Source organism: Corynebacterium camporealensis, assembly GCF_000980815.1.
Taxonomy (GTDB): domain Bacteria; phylum Actinomycetota; class Actinomycetes; order Mycobacteriales; family Mycobacteriaceae; genus Corynebacterium; species Corynebacterium camporealense.
The window spans coordinates 180,832-196,829 of record NZ_CP011311.1; the positions used below are offsets into that span (position 1 = coordinate 180,832).

Annotated in this window: 17 protein-coding genes; 10 read left to right on the forward strand and 7 right to left on the reverse strand. The window is 60.0% G+C overall.

All coding sequences use genetic code 11. The features are described 5' to 3' along the window. Positions 1-17: 17 nt before the first annotated feature. Positions 18-1,211 carry a MarP family serine protease gene (locus UL81_RS00925; protein ID WP_035105965.1) on the forward strand — a complete coding sequence of 398 codons (1,194 nt, stop codon included), beginning with the start codon at positions 18-20 and terminating at the stop codon, positions 1,209-1,211. An 85-nt stretch (positions 1,212-1,296) separates the two neighbouring features. Beyond that, positions 1,297-2,205, forward strand: coding sequence for an IS982 family transposase (locus UL81_RS00930; RefSeq protein WP_035105500.1), 909 nt, complete (start codon positions 1,297-1,299; stop codon positions 2,203-2,205). A gap of 121 nt (positions 2,206-2,326) precedes the next feature. Here the strand turns inward: UL81_RS00930 and UL81_RS00935 are convergent, their stop codons facing one another. The 6 genes from UL81_RS00935 to UL81_RS00960 all read right to left on the reverse strand — a co-directional run bounded on the left by UL81_RS00935 (position 2,327) and on the right by UL81_RS00960 (position 9,647). Further along, the gene (locus UL81_RS00935; RefSeq protein ID WP_046453148.1) at positions 2,327-4,060 is read right to left on the reverse strand and encodes an ABC transporter ATP-binding protein; all 1,734 of its coding nucleotides are present in this window, start codon (positions 4,058-4,060) and stop codon (positions 2,327-2,329) included. After that, entirely contained in the window at positions 4,060-5,019 is a 960-nt protein-coding gene (locus UL81_RS00940; protein ID WP_035107307.1) for an ABC transporter permease, read from the reverse strand. The genes UL81_RS00935 and UL81_RS00940 overlap by 1 nt, the downstream gene beginning before the upstream one ends. Next, positions 5,012-5,938 carry an ABC transporter permease gene (locus UL81_RS00945; RefSeq protein ID WP_046453149.1) on the reverse strand — a complete coding sequence of 309 codons (927 nt, stop codon included), beginning with the start codon at positions 5,936-5,938 and terminating at the stop codon, positions 5,012-5,014. The genes UL81_RS00940 and UL81_RS00945 overlap by 8 nt, the downstream gene beginning before the upstream one ends. A gap of 383 nt (positions 5,939-6,321) precedes the next feature. Then, a complete protein-coding gene (locus tag UL81_RS00950; protein ID WP_035107305.1) occupies positions 6,322-7,935 on the reverse strand; it encodes a peptide ABC transporter substrate-binding protein in 1,614 nt (537 codons plus the stop codon). Positions 7,936-8,156: 221 nt separating this feature from the next. Beyond that, on the reverse strand, positions 8,157-9,065 hold the full coding sequence (locus tag UL81_RS00955; RefSeq protein WP_035107302.1) for an alpha/beta fold hydrolase: 909 nt from the start codon (positions 9,063-9,065) through the stop codon (positions 8,157-8,159). Positions 9,066-9,140: 75 nt separating this feature from the next. Then, positions 9,141-9,647 carry a phage holin family protein gene (locus UL81_RS00960; protein WP_035107300.1) on the reverse strand — a complete coding sequence of 169 codons (507 nt, stop codon included), beginning with the start codon at positions 9,645-9,647 and terminating at the stop codon, positions 9,141-9,143. A gap of 100 nt (positions 9,648-9,747) precedes the next feature. Here UL81_RS00960 and UL81_RS00965 point away from each other — a divergent pair, with 100 nt between their 5' ends. After that, positions 9,748-10,458 (forward strand): oxidoreductase, encoded by a 711-nt coding sequence (locus UL81_RS00965; protein ID WP_330217033.1) that lies wholly within the window; start codon positions 9,748-9,750, stop codon positions 10,456-10,458. A 9-nt stretch (positions 10,459-10,467) separates the two neighbouring features. Here UL81_RS00965 and UL81_RS00970 read toward each other — a convergent pair whose 3' ends face one another. After that, the gene (locus tag UL81_RS00970; RefSeq protein ID WP_035107296.1) at positions 10,468-11,292 is read right to left on the reverse strand and encodes an HAD family hydrolase; all 825 of its coding nucleotides are present in this window, start codon (positions 11,290-11,292) and stop codon (positions 10,468-10,470) included. A 235-nt stretch (positions 11,293-11,527) separates the two neighbouring features. Here UL81_RS00970 and ssd point away from each other — a divergent pair, with 235 nt between their 5' ends. The 7 genes from ssd to UL81_RS01005 are packed head-to-tail and all read left to right on the forward strand — an operon-like array spanning position 11,528 to position 15,998. Then, the gene (gene ssd / locus UL81_RS00975; protein WP_035107294.1) at positions 11,528-12,568 is read left to right on the forward strand and encodes a septum site-determining protein Ssd; all 1,041 of its coding nucleotides are present in this window, start codon (positions 11,528-11,530) and stop codon (positions 12,566-12,568) included. Continuing rightward, on the forward strand, positions 12,565-13,701 hold the full coding sequence (locus UL81_RS00980) for a TadA family conjugal transfer-associated ATPase (protein WP_035107425.1): 1,137 nt from the start codon (positions 12,565-12,567) through the stop codon (positions 13,699-13,701). Before ssd ends, UL81_RS00980 begins: the two co-directional genes overlap by 4 nt. Further along, complete coding sequence (locus UL81_RS00985; protein ID WP_035107291.1) at positions 13,694-14,473, forward strand: type II secretion system F family protein; 780 nt, start codon at positions 13,694-13,696, stop codon at positions 14,471-14,473. Before UL81_RS00980 ends, UL81_RS00985 begins: the two co-directional genes overlap by 8 nt. Continuing rightward, complete coding sequence (locus UL81_RS00990; RefSeq protein ID WP_035107289.1) at positions 14,470-15,066, forward strand: type II secretion system F family protein; 597 nt, start codon at positions 14,470-14,472, stop codon at positions 15,064-15,066. The genes UL81_RS00985 and UL81_RS00990 overlap by 4 nt, the downstream gene beginning before the upstream one ends. 55 nt (positions 15,067-15,121) lie before the next feature. After that, positions 15,122-15,337, forward strand: coding sequence for a DUF4244 domain-containing protein (locus UL81_RS00995; RefSeq protein WP_046453151.1), 216 nt, complete (start codon positions 15,122-15,124; stop codon positions 15,335-15,337). 3 nt (positions 15,338-15,340) lie between these two features. Then, positions 15,341-15,655 carry a hypothetical protein gene (locus UL81_RS01000; protein ID WP_035107287.1) on the forward strand — a complete coding sequence of 105 codons (315 nt, stop codon included), beginning with the start codon at positions 15,341-15,343 and terminating at the stop codon, positions 15,653-15,655. Beyond that, positions 15,648-15,998 (forward strand): Rv3654c family TadE-like protein, encoded by a 351-nt coding sequence (locus tag UL81_RS01005; RefSeq protein ID WP_236684485.1) that lies wholly within the window; start codon positions 15,648-15,650, stop codon positions 15,996-15,998. The genes UL81_RS01000 and UL81_RS01005 overlap by 8 nt, the downstream gene beginning before the upstream one ends.

Consider the following 15,998-nt stretch of genomic DNA (forward strand, 5'->3'; position numbering starts at 1 on the left):
AAGGATTCTTTCTTTTGATGTCACCTTTGCTCATCGATGGACTGATCGTCGTGGCTGTCCTCGTCGCCTTGGCTTCTGGCTGGCGACAAGGCGTGATCTCCGCGGCGTTGTCCTTCGTCGGCGTGGTCACCGGCCTGATTTTGGGTATTTCCATCGTGCCTTTTGCGATGCGGCTGACCGACCAAGCGGGCCTGCGCTTTTTGCTGGCTATTGGTGTGCTGGTGCTGTTTGTGGGCTTAGGGCAGGTCATCGGCGCGAGTATCGGGTCGGGGTTGCGCGATCAGATGCGCGCGAGGAAGACGCAGCGGGTGGATTCTTTCTTTGGCTCGTTATTCCAGGCCATGGCAGCGCTGCTGGTTATTTGGATGATTTCGATTCCGCTGGCGTCGAATCTGGCCGGTAACTTTGGCCAGTCGCTGCGTGAGTCGCGGATTTTGGGCCAGCTCAACGCGATTGCCCCGGCTGAATTGGCCGCGTTGCCCAATGGCGTGGCGGCACTGCTGAATGATTCCGGATTGCCGCCGTTGGTCTCGCCCTGGCAGACACCGGGTGGGGACCAGGAGGTTGAAGCCCCGCAGATTAACATCTCCGATCCGGAATTAGTTGAGGCGCTGCGGCCGTCCATTATTCACGTGCTTGGCGATGCCGAAGTCTGCTCCCGCCGGCTCATGGGCTCCGGCTTTGTCATCGACGATAATTACGTGCTGACCAACGCGCACGTTGTGGCTGGTACGGAAACTGTGCGCCTGGATACCTCGCTGGGTATTAAGGAAGCCACTGTGGTCTACTACAACCCGGAAGTCGATATCGCTGTGCTGCACGCCCCGGACGTGGACGTGGAACCGCTGCGCTGGGCCGATACTCCGGCTGTTACTGGCGATGACGCCATGGTCTTAGGCTTCCCCGAAAGCGGACCCTTCAACGCCGAGATGGCACGTATCCGCGACCGCATCACGATTGCGGGCCCGGATATTTACTCCACCGGCCGCGTCGAACGCGATGCCTACACCATCCGCGGCGATATCCGTCAGGGCAACTCTGGTGGCCCGATTCTCAACACCGACGGCGACGTTCTCGGCATGATCTTCGGCGCATCCGTGGATGACACTGAAACGGGATACGCACTCACCGCCGACGAGATTAAATCCCAAATCGGAGACCTCGACGCTTTGCAGCGCCCGGTCGATACTGGTGAGTGCGTAGCGCACTAGCGGCAAGCCGCTAGATGATTGAGTCCAAGGGTCCCCAGTGCGTGGCTACCGCTAAAAAAGGGCGAGAGTGCCCATGATTGAATTTGTGGAAAACAACATAGACACTCTCGCAACAGCACTCTATACCACCTGCGATGACTACCTCAACGCCCATCCCGAACTCCTCCCACCACGCCCGAAGATCGGGATCCAACCACAGATCACCGATGCTGAAATCATCACCCTGGCCGTGATGGAATCCCTTCAGGGATACACCTCCCAACGCCACTTCATCCGCCACGCCAGAAAACGCTTCACCAGCACATTTCCCTACATCCCACAGCAATCCGGTTACAACAAACGACTCCGGAAACTCACCACCGTGATGCAGCACGTGATGACCCACCTGGCCACCTCGACTGGCCTGCTCAATGATGATGTCTGGGTCGTGGACTCCACCCCGGTTGAATGCGGCCGGTCCCGGGAAACAGTGAAACGCTCCGACCTGGCCGGCTACGCCGAGTACGGCTATTGCGCCTCGCACTCACGGTTTTTCTGGGGATGCCGACTCCACCTGATTAGTACTTTGCATGGGCTGCCGGTTGGCTACGCACTCACTGGTGCCAAAGCCGATGAACGCGCCACACTGCTGGCGATACTGGAGACTGTTCCGGTGATTGTGTCGACCGGGCAGGTCATCATGGCGGATAAGGGCTATAACGGTGCCTGGCTGGAAGACGAGCTGACAACTGGTGGCGTTGAGTTGCTTCGCCCGGCCCGGAAAGGGGAAAAACCCAGGCCAGGAAAACAATTCTTGAAACCATTGCGGCAGACTATCGAGTCGGTGTTCAACACGATGAAAAGCCAGCTCCATCTTGAACAACACGGCAGCCGCACTGCCGGTGGGTTGGTCTGCCAGGTCGTTAAACGCCTGCTGGCATTAACCGCAGCGATCTGGCATAACCACGCCACCGGCCAACCTGCCCTGCGATCACTGATCGCCTATGACCACTAAACCCCCAGCACACCCTTGGACTCAATCATCTAGTGCGGAGAAAAGGAATATTGGAGGCACAACCCCGGAATAAGGCCGTAGGGCCGGAGTATGTCGGCTCCTTGGAGTAGGGGCGTAAGCCCTACTCCGTGAGGCCGAGGTTGTCGCCGGTGCCGAGCTCAATGTTGAGGCCCGGAACCGAATTGATGAGGTTGCGGGTGTATTCCTCTTGCGGGTTGTCGAAGACCTGATCGGCAGTGCCCTGCTCGACGATGGCGCCCTTCTTCATCACCGCGATGTCGTCGGCAGTCTGGCGGACTACCGCGAGGTCGTGGGTGATGAACAGGTAGGACAGGTGCAGATCGCGCTGCAGCTCGGCAAGCAGCTGGATGATCTGGTTCTGAACCAGCACGTCGAGTGCGGAGACGGCCTCGTCGAGGACGAGGACCTCCGGCTTGAGAGCCAGGGCGCGGGCGATGGCGATGCGCTGGCGCTGACCACCAGAAAGCTCATTCGGGTAGCGGCGCATGGCAGAACGCGGCATGGCGACCATGTCGAGCAGCTTCGCCACGCGCTCCTCGCGCTCCTTGCGGTTACCGACCTTGTGCAGGGCCAGAGGCTCCTCGATGCACTTGTAAATCGAGTACATCGGGTCCAGCGAGCCGTAGGGGTTCTGGAACACAACCTGCATATTGCGGCGCAGGTTGAATAGTTCCTTCTTCGACAGTTTCGAGGTATCGCGGCCTTCGTACTCAATCGTGCCGGAGGTGGGCTCGAGCAGGTTGAGCACCATGTTGGCCACGGTGGATTTACCGGAACCGGACTCACCGACCAGGGCGAGGGTGGTGCCGCGGCGAAGATCGAAGGAGACATCGTCAACTGCTTTGAGCTTCTTCTTCTCACCCCGCTGGCCGCGGATGTCGAACTCTTTGTTGAGGTTGCGGACTTTGATGACGGCATCGCTAGGCGCTGCAGCATCAGTATCGGCAGAAGAGGCGACGTGCTCGGAAGACTCCACGCCAGCAGCGCGGGCGGCACGAATGCGGGAGGAGGCCAGCGACGGTGCAGCGGTCACCAGACGGCGGGTGTAAGGGTGCTGTGGGTCGCGGAGAATCTCGCGCGACGGGCCGGACTCCACGATGCGGCCGCGGTGCATCACGATGAGGTGCTCCGCGCGCTCGGCAGCCAGGCCCAGGTCGTGGGTAATAAAGAGCACGGCGTTGCCGAGTTCTTCGGTGAGGTGCTCGAGGTGGTCCAGGATGGTCTTCTGGACGGTCACATCAAGTGCGGAGGTGGGCTCGTCGGCAATGAGTAGCTTCGGACGGGCTGCCAGGCCGATACCGATGAGCGCACGCTGGCGCATACCGCCGGAGAACTCGTGCGGGTACTGCTTGGCCCGGCGCTCGGCATCGGGAAGCCCTGCTTCTTCGAGGAGCTCCACGACGCGCTCGTGGCGCTTGGAGCCCTCGACGACGTTGTTGGCCTTCAGGGACTCCTCAATCTGGGTGCCGATGCGCCAGACTGGGTTGAGGTTGGACATCGGGTCCTGCGGGACCAAGCCAATCTGGTTGCCGCGCAGCTCGGTGAACTTCTTGTTGTCGTAGTCGGTGATGTCCTGGCCCTCGTAGAGGATCTGGCCACCGGTGACCTTGCCAGTGCCCGGCAGCAAGCCGAGGATGGCCATCGCGGTGGTGGACTTACCGGAACCGGACTCGCCCACGATAGCCACGGACTGGCCGGGGTAAATGGACAGGTTCACACCGCGGACAGCCTCGACGACGCCGGTGGAGGAGGTAAAGGAGATCTTGACGTCCTTCATCTCCAGGAGTGGAGTCGAGTTGTCGGTGTTGTCGTTCTGGGAAATTGGGTGGCTCATTAGCGCTTCCTCGCCTTCGGGTCGAGGGCGTCGCGGACGACGTCGCCCATCATGATGAAGCTCAATACGGTCAGTGCCAGCGCGCCGGCAGGGTAGAACAGGACCTGTGGGGCCACGCGCAGGGAGGCCTGGGCGTCGGAAATGTCGCCGCCCCAGGACACGAACGTCGGAGGCAGGCCGATGCCCAGGAAGGACAAGGTGGCCTCTGCAACGATGAAGGTACCCAACGCCACGGTGGCATAGGAGATGATCGGTGCGGCGGCGTTCGGGAGGATGTGGCTGAACAGGATGTGTCCGTTGGATGCGCCGACAGAGCGGGCGGCCTGGACGTACTCTTCGTTCTTAATCGACATCACGGTACCGCGGGTAATACGGGCGATAGAGACCCAGCCGAAGAGGCCGAGCACCAAGACAACGGTGATAATCGTGCGGTACTCCTTGAACATCTGCATAACGACGATGGCAGCCAGCACCAGCGGGATAGCGAAGAAGATGTCGGTGATACGGGAGAGCACCGAGTCAATCCAGCCGCCGAAGAAGCCGGCGATAGCGCCAATCATGGAGCCGAGCACGACGACGAGTGCGGTAGCCAGCACGCCGACGGCCACGGATGCGCGTGCGCCGTAGATAACGCGGGAGTAGATATCGCAGCCCTGGCGGTTAAAGCCGAAGGGGTGGCCAGGCTCTGGGTCGGCAAGCGAGCGGGACAGCTCGCAGGCGCGGGGGTCGACGCTGGTGAATAGGCCAGGGAAGAGTGCCACGAGCACGGCGATGACGATCATGGTGGCAGCAACCCAGAACAGCGGGCGGCGACGCAGGTAGCGCCAGGCCTCGCCCCACTGGGAAGAAGGAGCGGACTCGTCCTTGACGGCGTCCACGGCGCCCAGGCCGGTCTCGTCGGTTTCGGCGATGTAGTGTTCCTGGCCGGGACGCAGAACGGTGTTATCGAAGTTAGGCATAGCGGATCCTTGGGTCGAGAACTGCGTAGAGGAGGTCAACCAAGAGGTTGGCAACGATGTAGATGACCACGAGGACCGTGGTAAACGACACGACGGTGGTGGGCTCACCGCGCAGGATGGCCTGGTACATGGTGCCGCCGACGCCGTTGATGCCGAAGATTCCCTCGGTAACAATCGCGCCGGTCATCAGGGCACCGAGGTCGGCGCCGATGAAGGTGACCACCGGAATCAGGGAGTTACGCAGCACGTGGCGCACCATGACGGTGCCGTTGGACAGGCCCTTCGCGCGTGCGGTGCGCACGTAGTCAGCGCGCAGGTTCTCTGCCACGGACTGGCGGGTCAGGCGAATGACGTACGCAAACGACAACGCACCGAGCACCAGTGCTGGCATGAGCAGCGATTTGAAGGTTTCTTGGGAACCGACCGTGACGGGGAGTAGCTCCCATTTAATGCCGACCAAGAACTGGAAGACGAAGCCGATGACGAAGGAAGGAACAGCAATCACCAGCAGGGAGGCAACCAGGACGGTGGAGTCGAAGATGCCGCCGCGGCGGATACCGGCAAGCACGCCGAAGGTGATGCCGAAGATAATCTCAAAGCAGATTGCCATAAAGGCCAGCTTGATGGTCACCGGGAAGGCGTTGGCCATCACCTCAGTAACTGGGACTCCAGAGAAGGTAGTGCCGAAGTCCAGTGTGAAAATGCCCTTGATGTAGAGCAAGTACTGCATGATGAAAGGCTGATCGAGGTTGTACTCAGCCTCGATGCGGGCTCGCGCGGCATCGGAAAGTCCGCGGTCGCCGCCGAGTGCCTCAACAGGGTCACCCGGCATCAAGAAGACCAGCGCGTAGATGAGCAGGGTGGCTCCGAAGAACACCGGGATCATCTGCAGCACTCGTCGCCCGACATAGCGCAACATAGGGGTTGTCCTTTTCTAGTTATGGCTTAGCAAGCCTGGAGAGAACGAGAACGTGGGATCTGACAGGCCGGGAACCTAACAGACAATGTGCATCCTAGTCTGTGAGACATCGCAAGATGTCCACTTTTTATGTAATGCTTCACAATCCCGAGATTCATTTCTAACGAGTGATAGGCAAGAAATGATTAAGGCCAGCTTAAGAAGCTAAAACAAATTATGCAAAACGGTGTATTACGTGCAGTTGGGGGTGGCGCACATGGGGTATGCGGGCACAGGAAGTACACAGTGTGGGCAGAAAGTTAGCCCCATCCGTACCCGGATTAAGGGGCGCGGTGGGGCTAGCCTTTGAGCATCACGCTAGTGCTTTGGCCTAGCTTTAAGGATTACTCCTTGGTGATCTCGAAGTAGAGCGGCTGCTGCTTCCAGGAGAAGGTCACGTTATCGACGTTCTCGGAGTAGCCACCGGTGGTGTTCGGGTACCACAGCGGGATAGCCGGCAGGTCCTCGAAGAGGATTTCCTGAGCCTCGTTGAACTTCTCCTGAGCATCTTCCAGGGAGTCAGCGGTCAGGGCCTCGTCGATGAGACGGTCGAAGTCCTCGTTGGAGTAGTCACCATCGTTAGACGATGCGTTGGTGCGGTACAGCGGAGCCAGGAAGTTACCCATGGATGGGTAGTCAGCCTGCCAGCCGGTACGGAACGCGGTGTCGATTTCGCGGTTGGTGACCTCATCGCGCAGGGACTTGAAGTCCGGGTACGGAGCGCCCACTGCTTCGATTTCCAGGGTGTTCTTGATGGAGTTGGATACTGCATCAACCCAGGACTTGTGGCCACCGTCGGAGTTGTAGGCAATCTCGAAGGACGGGGAGGACCACTCGTTGATTTCGTCGGCCTCAGCCCACAGTTCCTTCGCCTTCTCCGGGTCGTACTCGAGAACGTCGTTGCCCTCGATATCACCGGAGAAGCCCGGCAGGACCGGAGAGGTGAAGTCGGAGGCCGGGGTGCGGGTGCCCTTGAAGATGGTCTCGGTGATCTCCTCGCGGTTAATTGCGTGGGAGAGTGCCTGGCGGCGCAGGTTGCCTTCCTCGCCCTCGAAGTGCTCGAGCTCTTCGTGGATGGTGAAGGACTGGAAGCCAGCGAAAGGCTGGTTGACAGCGCGGTCGCCCAGGTCAGCTTCGTAGACGTCGAATGCGGAGTCCGGAATGGACTCGAGAACGTCCAGGTTGCCAGCCAGCAGGTCAGCGTAAGCTGCATCCTGGTCGGCGTAGAAGTTGAACTTCACACCATCGTTCTGAGCAACGCGGTCGCCGGAGTACTCCTCGTTCGGAACGACGATAGCGTCCTGGTTATGGTTCCACTCCAGCAGCTTGTACGGGCCGTTGGCGATTGGGTCCTGGCCGAAGCCGTCCATGTCATCCAGTGCGGACTCGTGCAGCGGGTAGAAGGCGGAGTAGCCCAGCTGTGCTGGGAAGTCAGCCTCCGGCTGGCTCAGCTTAATGGTGAAGGTGTAGTCGTCGACGACCTCGAGGCCAGACATGGACTCAGCACCTTCCTCGAAGCCCTCGATGGACTCGAAGAAGTAAGCATTGAGCTGGTCGTTGGCAACCGCGTAGTTCCAGGTGTCAACGAAGTTGTGAGCGGTCAGCGGGGAGCCATCCTCGAAGGTGGTCTCCTTCAGGGTGACGGTGTACTCGGTGTTGTCGTCGTTAGCCTCGATGGACTCCGCGATTTCGTTGTGGGTCTCACCGTCTGCGTCGTAGTAGACCAGGCCAGCATAAATGCTATCGACGATCCTGCCGCCGCCAGTCTCGTTGGTGTTAGCCGGAATCAGTGGGTTCTGCGGCTCGGTGCCGTCAGCCAGCACGTAGTTGTCGCCGCCACCGTTTCCGTCGCCGGCTGCGCCACCGTCGGCGGAATCTTCGCCCTCAGAGCCACAGGCTGCGAGGGTTAGGGTAAGCGCAGCAGTGGAAAACAGGGCGATCGTCTTCTTGATCGTCATGAGGGGTGACCTCCAGATAGTTGCTAGAAATGGGGGTTGCCTGTGAACAGGTTAAAGAATAAATTACCTTGTGCTGTCAGGCACATTCAACCGAATGGATAGTATGTATTCTCACAATTCTGTCGCATACTAGTTAACGTTCCATTAACCTGCACCTTTGGTGATGTGGGCATAAAAAATGGCCACCCCTTAGTGGGGTGGCACACTATGAACTCTGCAAGTTATGTAGCTCGCAGCCACTGGCTGACGACGTGGACGAATTGCTCCGGGTCCTCTAAGTGGGGGAGGTTCTTCGTGCCCGGAATGTTTTGGGATACAAAATCTCCGCGGACGCGTCGGGAAGCGCGGCGAATGACCGGCTTCCACAGCTGCTGATCGGCGTGTAAAAACAGCACCGGGCAGTGGGCTTTTGTATCAACCCATTTGAACGGAACCACGGCGGTGAGCATGCGGTGATTCCATAAGATTCCCCGATGTGCATTGCCTATCTGGGAGGCTAGGGTGCGTAGTTCGAGGCTGCGGTTGAAGGTGGCATCGGAAAGCGTGGGCTCCACGTTGAGCTGCAGGGCCTTGCGATAGGTGGCCGGGCTGAGCAGATAAGACGTGCGGCCGAAAGGCTGGTAGACGCGGCAGGTCAGCGCGCGCAGGGAAATCCAGGTGAAATCCCAGGGGCGCGCGGCAATGGAGCGGCGCATATCGACGGGATGAGCTGCGGCAATGGACACCAGCCCGCGGGTGCGCTCCGGACGGGAGGTGGCCACGGCCCAGGCAACGGCGCCGCCGGTGTCATCGCCAATAAAGAAGGCAGAAGTATGGCCCAAGGCTTGGACCAGGCCAGTGAGATCGCCCACCAGCGTGCGGATGTCCTGGCCGGGCTCCACCGGGGGCTTATCGGACATACCGGTGCCGCGCAGATCGACCGCGGCGACGTGGAAGCCTTGGTCAGCCAGCGGGGCGATGACCTCGCGGAAATCAAACCAGCCTCCGAAACCACCGTGGACTAACACCACCAAAGGGTCCTGCTTGCTACCTGCGGTGACCACGTGCAAGCGCACGCCGCGGGTGTGGACGAACTCGTGGGCAAAGGGGCCGTCGAGTTCAATCACAGAAGGCGAGGTGGTGGATGCCATAGAAGTTCTTTCGATGAAAAACCGCCCGGGAAAACCCGGGCGGAGAAAGTATGGGAAGGCCTACACGGCAGCTATTTAGGTGTACATCCCGCTGGCGTTGGAGCGGTCGATGGACTGCTTAGCCTTACCCGGAACCAGGTGCTTAAGCTCCTTGGTTGACTCAATGGTCTTTTCCGGGGCCTTGACCTTCTTAACGTTCTTGAAGCCTACGAAGCCGACGACGGCGGCCAGAACGATCATGATGAGGAAGACGATCAGGAAGGCTGCCCAGCGGTCCAGCCAGACGGCCAGCAGCTCTGCCAGGAAGAAGAAAAAGAAGAAAGAGCTGTACAAAGCGATGGTGCCAGCAGCACCAAACATGCCTGCACCGATGCCTGCCTTCTTGGCAGAAGCAGCGATTTCAGTCTTGGCCAGTTCGACTTCCGAACGCACCAGCTGCGACATCTGCTCAGTAGCATTGGAGACCAGCTGGCCATAGGAAGCTTCACCGGACCTGGAAGTGTCAACATCGCTAAGCGGGATCGAGTTAACCTTCGGTGCGAGGTTGTCGTTCCCGTCAGTGAAAAGTCCGTCGTTGCTCACGGTTTTAAACTCCTAGTGCTTATTAAAATTACGTACAGGCCATACTACGCGAAGATCCCACCTAGGTACCGGTCGCGCCACTCCCGTTATCCTAATTGATATGCAAAGAAATGACCCGCTAACCCCGCTTGTGGACCTTCCAGGCGTGGCGCAGGCAGCCGAACAGGCCGGTGCCGCCATCGCGCGGGTACATCGACGCCCCTCCGGGCTGCGTCAGCCAGAGGTTATTTCTTCTGAATCTTTATTACGCGGCGCGCGGGCAAGCCTCGGCGTACAAGGCAAAGGTCTAGTCCGTAACCCGCAACCGGCGGATATGGAAGAAGGCCCGCTGGCCGAAGCAATTAGCGCTTATTCTGTTCTCGCCCCCGAACTAGCCAGCACCACCGTGCGCACCTTTGCCCGCTCACCACTGCAGGTGCTCGCGCGTATCGATGTCGCCGCCGGCGGCACTGGCGCACCGCAGCAGAACTCGGCTCAGCTACAAGCCCTGGCCCGGCTCATCGGTCGTAGCGAAGGCGTCGACTTTGACCGGCTCCTGCCCGTAGTGATCACCGCAGAAATCATGGCCAACCAGTTCTTTGGCGACAACAGCCTGCTGGTGGCGTGCGTGGCCGGACGCGTGGCTGCCGTACACACCGGCTTTGACCCACGCGGGTTCGCCATCCCGGAGCTGTATCTGAATAGGAATACCCAGCGTTTAGAAGAGGGCATCGCAAAGTATGCCCAATACCCAGCGGAACTATTGGTGGTGTTGTTGGAGGCCTGGGAGTACGGTGCGCAGGAGGCCGACGGCATCGCGCGCAGTCTCTAAGCAGGGATTTTAGGCACTGTTGGAATTCGGGTGCTGGGCAATCCAGATTCCCGCGGCCACAGCGAGGGCGGCGACGACGGAGGCGCCAATGCCGATTTCTTTCGCGCCAGGCATGACAAACAGTGGTTCGGGATCTTTAAAGGTACGGATCTCCCAGCTTTCTTCGAGCGCGTGCTTCTTCAAATGCCGGTCGGGGTTGACGGCCACCGGATTGCCGACGCGCGCGAGCATCGGCAGGTCAGTAATCGAATCAGAATAGGAGTAGCTGGCATCTAAATCGATGTTGTGCTCTTTAGATAGCTCCTCTAAAGCCTCAGCTTTGGCATCGCCTTTGCAGAAAAACAGCACCTCACCAGTAAAGTGGCCGTCTTCTTCCTCCAGCTCGGTGGCAATGACGGTGTCAATGCCCAGTTCTTCCGCGATGAGCTCCACTAGCACGGTCGCCGATGCGGAGATGATGATGACTTCGTGGCCGGCGTTGCGGTGGGCATCGATAAGCTCGCGCGCCTCAGCATAAATAGCCGGGGTAAGCACCGAATGCAGGGTGTCCTTGGCAATGGTGCGGACCCTGTCCACGTTCCAGCCCGCCACCATGGAGGTGAGCTGGTCGCGGGTGTTATTGAGCTGCTCATCGGAGTGGCCGGAGCGCATGAAACTGGCCTTGGTCAGCGACATCTGCAGTGCCGTAGCTGGGGAAATCAACCCGTTGTGCAGGAATTCTTTGCCAAACGCAAAAGCTGACGACGTGGCGATGATCGTCTTGTCCAGATCGAAAAACGCCGCGACCGTCTTGCCGGCCGCAGGCTGCTGCGGCGAAGAAAGTTGCGAATGCATTGGTTCCTCAAGCTGGGGATAGCGTCACCCAGCGGGGTTGTGACTATTGAGGAAGATGTTAACTGTGCTGGGGTGGAAAGTCTACCGTTATGGGTGCTGATGTGACGGGGTTATCCACAGATTTTTGTTGTTACGTCAACAAAATGGGCCAATTTTTGCCAGATTTTGGGAGTTATCCACAGGCTGAAAAATTTCCCCTAGTAATCCTTGACATGCCCGCGCCAGGCTTAAAGGCATGAACACACCACACGTAGCTCACATCGCCGTCGCGGTTGGGGAGGAACTCGTCCGCGCTGAAGCCTTGCATGCCGCTGCGGCCACATCTGCCGAGGTCATCCAGGTCGAAGACCCCCGCGACGTCGCTCGTTTAGTCCAGGGTGCCCGGGCCGTGCTTGTCGATGCCGCCATGGCCTCCCTGGTTGCCACCCTTCCCGTTCGCCCCACCGTCTTCTTCGTCGGCGCGGACCCCGGGCCCTTGGATTACGAAGCCGCCTTGCGCTGCCATGCGGATGAGGCCTTCTTATTACCGGCCGAAGCCAAAGAATTACTCGCCGCCCTAGGTGACCTGCACCGTCGCGATGGCCAACAGCACGGCGGACTCAACATCGCGGTGACCGGTGCCGGCGGTGGCGTGGGAGCTTCCACCCTGGCCGCGGCCTTAGCACGGCACACAGGAGCATTACTTATCGATGCCGTCCCCAACTCCGGCGGCCTGGACCTGCTACTTGGATTAGAAGCCCAACCCGGTGCGCGCTGGCCGGACCTCAACGTCGGCGATGGCAGCATCGACCCGGCGGACCTGCGCACCGCTTTGCCGAGCAGCGCCGATGGCGTTGCTGTCTTATCTGCCGCCCGCTCCACGGTCACCGGAACCGCGGAGGTCGACCCGGCCACCGTGCATACCTTTATTGATGCGGTCCGCCCCTTCGCCGGCGTGCGGATCGTGGATTGCCCACGCGAGTCCATCCCGCCGGCCTGCGATCACGTCGTGGTCGTTGTCGCTGCCGAAGTACGTTCCGCCGCCATCGCCACACAGTTACTTGCCGACTTACGGGCTCACAAAATCCCTGCTTCCGTCGTTCTGCGCCATCGGCAGTGGTCGGGCCTAAGCGTGGAAGAAGTTGAAAAGATCGTCCACGCACCCGTCATTGCGCAGCTGCCTAATATCCGCGGGCTCACCCGCGCATGCGAACTCGGCGGCCTGCCGCAACAACTACCGCGTGCACTCAAAAAGGTGGCAGCGACCGTCGCCACGGAAGCGGGGTGGCGGGCATGAGTGACCTACTGGAAAGACTGCACCACATCGTTGCCGTCGAACCCGACCTGGCCGATAATCCTGGTGACCTCGCACGTCGCATCCGGGAGGAAGCCGGCGTCATCAGCGACGTCGACGTTCTCGACCTGCTGCGTCGACTGCGCCTGGACAACACCGGCTTAGGCCAACTCGAGCACCTGCTGAACCAGCCCGGTGTCACCGACGTCGTGGTCAACGGTCCTGACCAGGTCTTCTTCGACCGCGGTGAAGGACTAGAAAAATCCGACCTGCGTTTCAACGACGACGGCGAAGTCCGTCGCCTGGCCACCCGCTTGGCCTCGGTGAGCGGTACTCGCTTGGATGACGCCCAACCCTTCGCCGACGGACGCATCCAGCGCCCCGATGGAACCAGCCTGCGCATTCATGCCCTGCTCAGTCCACCTGCCGTGGACGGCACCACGTTAAGCCTGCGCGTGCTGCGCCAAGCCCAAACGACATTGGACACGCTTATCGACAACGGCACCATCGCGGCAGAACTTGCCGATGTCATGCACGGCATCATCGATAAGCATGTCTCCTTCCTGGTCATCGGTGGCACCGGCAGCGGCAAGACCACCTTGCTTTCTGCACTGCTAGGCGAAGTCAGCGAGCGCGAGCGCATCCTCATCATTGAAGACACCGCCGAACTCGCACCTTTTCATCCGCACACGGTGTCACTGGTGGCGCGCCGGGCGAATGCTGAGGGCAGCGGCGAAATCACCTTGTCCCAACTCCTGCGCCAAGCATTGCGCATGCGCCCGGACCGCATCGTCGTCGGTGAGATTCGTGGTGGGGAAGTCGTCGACCTACTCGCCGCACTCAATACCGGTCACGACGGCGGTGCCGGAACCTTGCACGCCAATTCCCTGCGGGAGGTTCCCGCTCGTATGGAAGCACTCGCGGCACTCGGCGGATTGGATCGCGTCGGTTTGCATTCTCAGGTCGCCGCTGCCGTACGGGTGGTCCTGACGATGGAACGCATCGAAGGTGTACGTCGTCTGGCTCAAATCGGTGTGTTGGAAGGTAATCCCGTCACCGCACGTGTGGTGTGGACCTATCGCGATGGCGCACTCGATGGCTTCGACGAGTTCGCCCAGGAGGTCTGCCATGCCTAGTGCAATAACCTTCCTGCTCCTTGCCGCTGCGTGCTTGTCGGTTCCGCCCAAAGCCTCGCGCCGGGAAGCCGAACGCCCCCGCGGCAGTCACAACGGACTCTGGGTCTTAGTTGGCGTCTTTGCTGGTTGCTTGGTGTTCTTCTCCTTTGGATCCATCACCCTGGCTCTGGCCATCATCATCGTTGGCGTGTGCGCGACCTGGTACATCCGGGATGTGCTGGCTGCCCGCAGCAGGCGTCGCGGTCAGCGCGCTGTTGCTGCATTCTTATCCGTGACTACCGCCGACCTACGCGCCGGGGCCACCTTGGCCGGTGCTTGGTCACGCGGGGTGGAGATGCTTCCCGATACTGCACCGCCGCACATCCGGCAGCCACTTGCTGCGGCTAGTGTGCTCGCCCGCCGCGGCGGGAGTATCCACAGCGCACTTGCCGATGCCGACCCGGAACTGAAGTCACTGGGCAAACTCGCCCGGCTGTCCGAACAACACGGCATAGCACTTGCGGGCCTTCTGGAACAAGCCGCGAACCGGCTCGACACACTTCGCCGCCATACCCAGGAAACCGCAGCCAGCCTGCAAGGGCCACAGGCCACCGCCTTGGTGTTGACCTGCTTGCCACTCGCAGGCATCGGCATGGGCAGTGCCATGGGCGCGGATCCACTCGGGTTCCTGCTCGGCGGCGGACTAGGCGGCGTGCTGCTTGTGGTGGGTACCGCGTTGTCCTGCGGCGGGTTCGCCTGGTCACGGCTGATTATCCGAAAGGCGGCACCATGATCTTCGTTGTTATTGGTGCAGTACTGCTTGCACTTGCTCCTGTACCACCGATCGCCCAGCGCATTGCTGATATCACCGCGGCGCAAAAGACCCCGCGGGATGGTCCAGTGGCCATCTGGTGGGGGAAAATTCGCGAGCGTTTCCAGCACGCTCCTTCGGGGGATCCACTAGCTGCTGCAGCAGACATTGAACTGTTTGCAGCATGCCTGAGCTCTGGTTTGTCGACCTACCACGCTGCCCGTGCGGTGGCACAGGTAGCAGGTACCGACACCGCCGATTATTGGCAACGCACCGTCGCTCTACTGGGCGTTGGTGCCAGCAACCAGGGCGCTTGGGAACCACTGCGGGAACATCCGCATCTCGCGGAGCTGGCCACTCTCGTCGTGATGTCAGGGCAGTCCGGTGCAGCAATTGCTGCTGGCTGTTCGCGTCACACCCGGGCCCTGCGCGCTGAAGCATCAGCTCATGCCACCGCAGCAGCTGAGCGCGCCGGAGTCTTTATCGCACTCCCGCTGGCCGTGTGTTTCCTGCCAGCATTCATCGTCCTAGGACTCGTGCCCGTGGTCATTGGCCTGGGCATGCAGATCCTCTAACTAACCACTCTGAAATCAACTGACCTCTACGCAACGTAGAAGAAAAGGAATCAACATGTACAACCACATCGTTCTCAATCTGGAAGCAGCACACAAGCGAATTTGCACCCTAATTCATAATGATTTGGGAATGTCAACAATTGAGTACGCCATGGGTTCTTTGGCGGCAGCGGCGCTAGCAGCGGTGCTCTACCTGGTAATTAACGGCGGTGGTGTCTCCGATGCCATGGAGTCTATCATCACTGACGCGCTATCTAATACGCCGAGCTAAATCATGAATCTGATACGCGATGACTCTGGTTCGGTGACTGTGGAAGCTGCCCTTGCTTTAAGTTCACTGGTGATTTTGGCCGCTGGAATAATCGGCGCGATTGCCACGCTGGCAGCACACTTATCGGCAGTGGATACCGCTGGGGCGGCTGCCCGTTCGCATGCCATTGGCATCGAGTATCAGCCGCCGCGGGAAGGCACCACGGTCACTGTCTCTGACAACGGGGGATTGGTGACCGCGGAGGCCACCGTGCCCGCTGTGTTTGGGGAGATGAGCGCACACGCTGTCTTCCCCGCGGAGGTCGCCGGTCGTGAATAGGGCGAACACTTTTCCTTCTCGCACGTTGTCGTTGGGAAACGACAACGGCTATGCGACGGTGACCTCAGTGGGCATCATTGCTGCTGTGACCAGCTTGTTGTTGGTGGTGGCGGCTGTGGGTGCCCAAGTGATTGCGCGGCATGAAGCGCAGGTGGCAGCGGATATGGCAGCCATTGCCGGGGCGTGGGCACATGCCACTGGTGAGGATGCCTGTGCTGCTGCTGGTGAGATTGCTGCAGCTAACGATGCTCAATTAGACAACTGCCGCGAAGAGGATCGTGACGTGATTGTCACGGCTTCGGTGCGGGGAAAGGAGGCTAGCGCTAAGGCCGGTCCGATCTAA

Excerpts from the sequence above, each read along its gene's own strand:
- UL81_RS00940 (WP_035107307.1), bottom strand. The coding sequence starts at position 5,019 with ATGCCTAACTTCGATAACACCGTTCTGCGTCCCGGCCAGGAACACTAC.
- UL81_RS00990 (WP_035107289.1), top strand. The coding sequence starts at position 14,470 with ATGATCTTCGTTGTTATTGGTGCAGTACTGCTTGCACTTGCTCCTGTA.
- UL81_RS00965 (WP_330217033.1), top strand. The coding sequence starts at position 9,748 with ATGCAAAGAAATGACCCGCTAACCCCGCTTGTGGACCTTCCAGGCGTG.
- UL81_RS01000 (WP_035107287.1), top strand. The coding sequence starts at position 15,341 with ATGAATCTGATACGCGATGACTCTGGTTCGGTGACTGTGGAAGCTGCC.
- UL81_RS00945 (WP_046453149.1), bottom strand. The coding sequence starts at position 5,938 with ATGTTGCGCTATGTCGGGCGACGAGTGCTGCAGATGATCCCGGTGTTC.
- UL81_RS00955 (WP_035107302.1), bottom strand. The coding sequence starts at position 9,065 with ATGGCATCCACCACCTCGCCTTCTGTGATTGAACTCGACGGCCCCTTT.
- UL81_RS00980 (WP_035107425.1), top strand. The coding sequence starts at position 12,565 with ATGAGTGACCTACTGGAAAGACTGCACCACATCGTTGCCGTCGAACCC.
- UL81_RS00995 (WP_046453151.1), top strand. The coding sequence starts at position 15,122 with ATGTACAACCACATCGTTCTCAATCTGGAAGCAGCACACAAGCGAATT.
- UL81_RS00970 (WP_035107296.1), bottom strand. The coding sequence starts at position 11,292 with ATGCATTCGCAACTTTCTTCGCCGCAGCAGCCTGCGGCCGGCAAGACG.
- UL81_RS00950 (WP_035107305.1), bottom strand. The coding sequence starts at position 7,935 with ATGACGATCAAGAAGACGATCGCCCTGTTTTCCACTGCTGCGCTTACC.
- UL81_RS00985 (WP_035107291.1), top strand. The coding sequence starts at position 13,694 with ATGCCTAGTGCAATAACCTTCCTGCTCCTTGCCGCTGCGTGCTTGTCG.
- UL81_RS00925 (WP_035105965.1), top strand. The coding sequence starts at position 18 with ATGTCACCTTTGCTCATCGATGGACTGATCGTCGTGGCTGTCCTCGTC.
- UL81_RS00935 (WP_046453148.1), bottom strand. The coding sequence starts at position 4,060 with ATGAGCCACCCAATTTCCCAGAACGACAACACCGACAACTCGACTCCA.
- ssd (WP_035107294.1), top strand. The coding sequence starts at position 11,528 with ATGAACACACCACACGTAGCTCACATCGCCGTCGCGGTTGGGGAGGAA.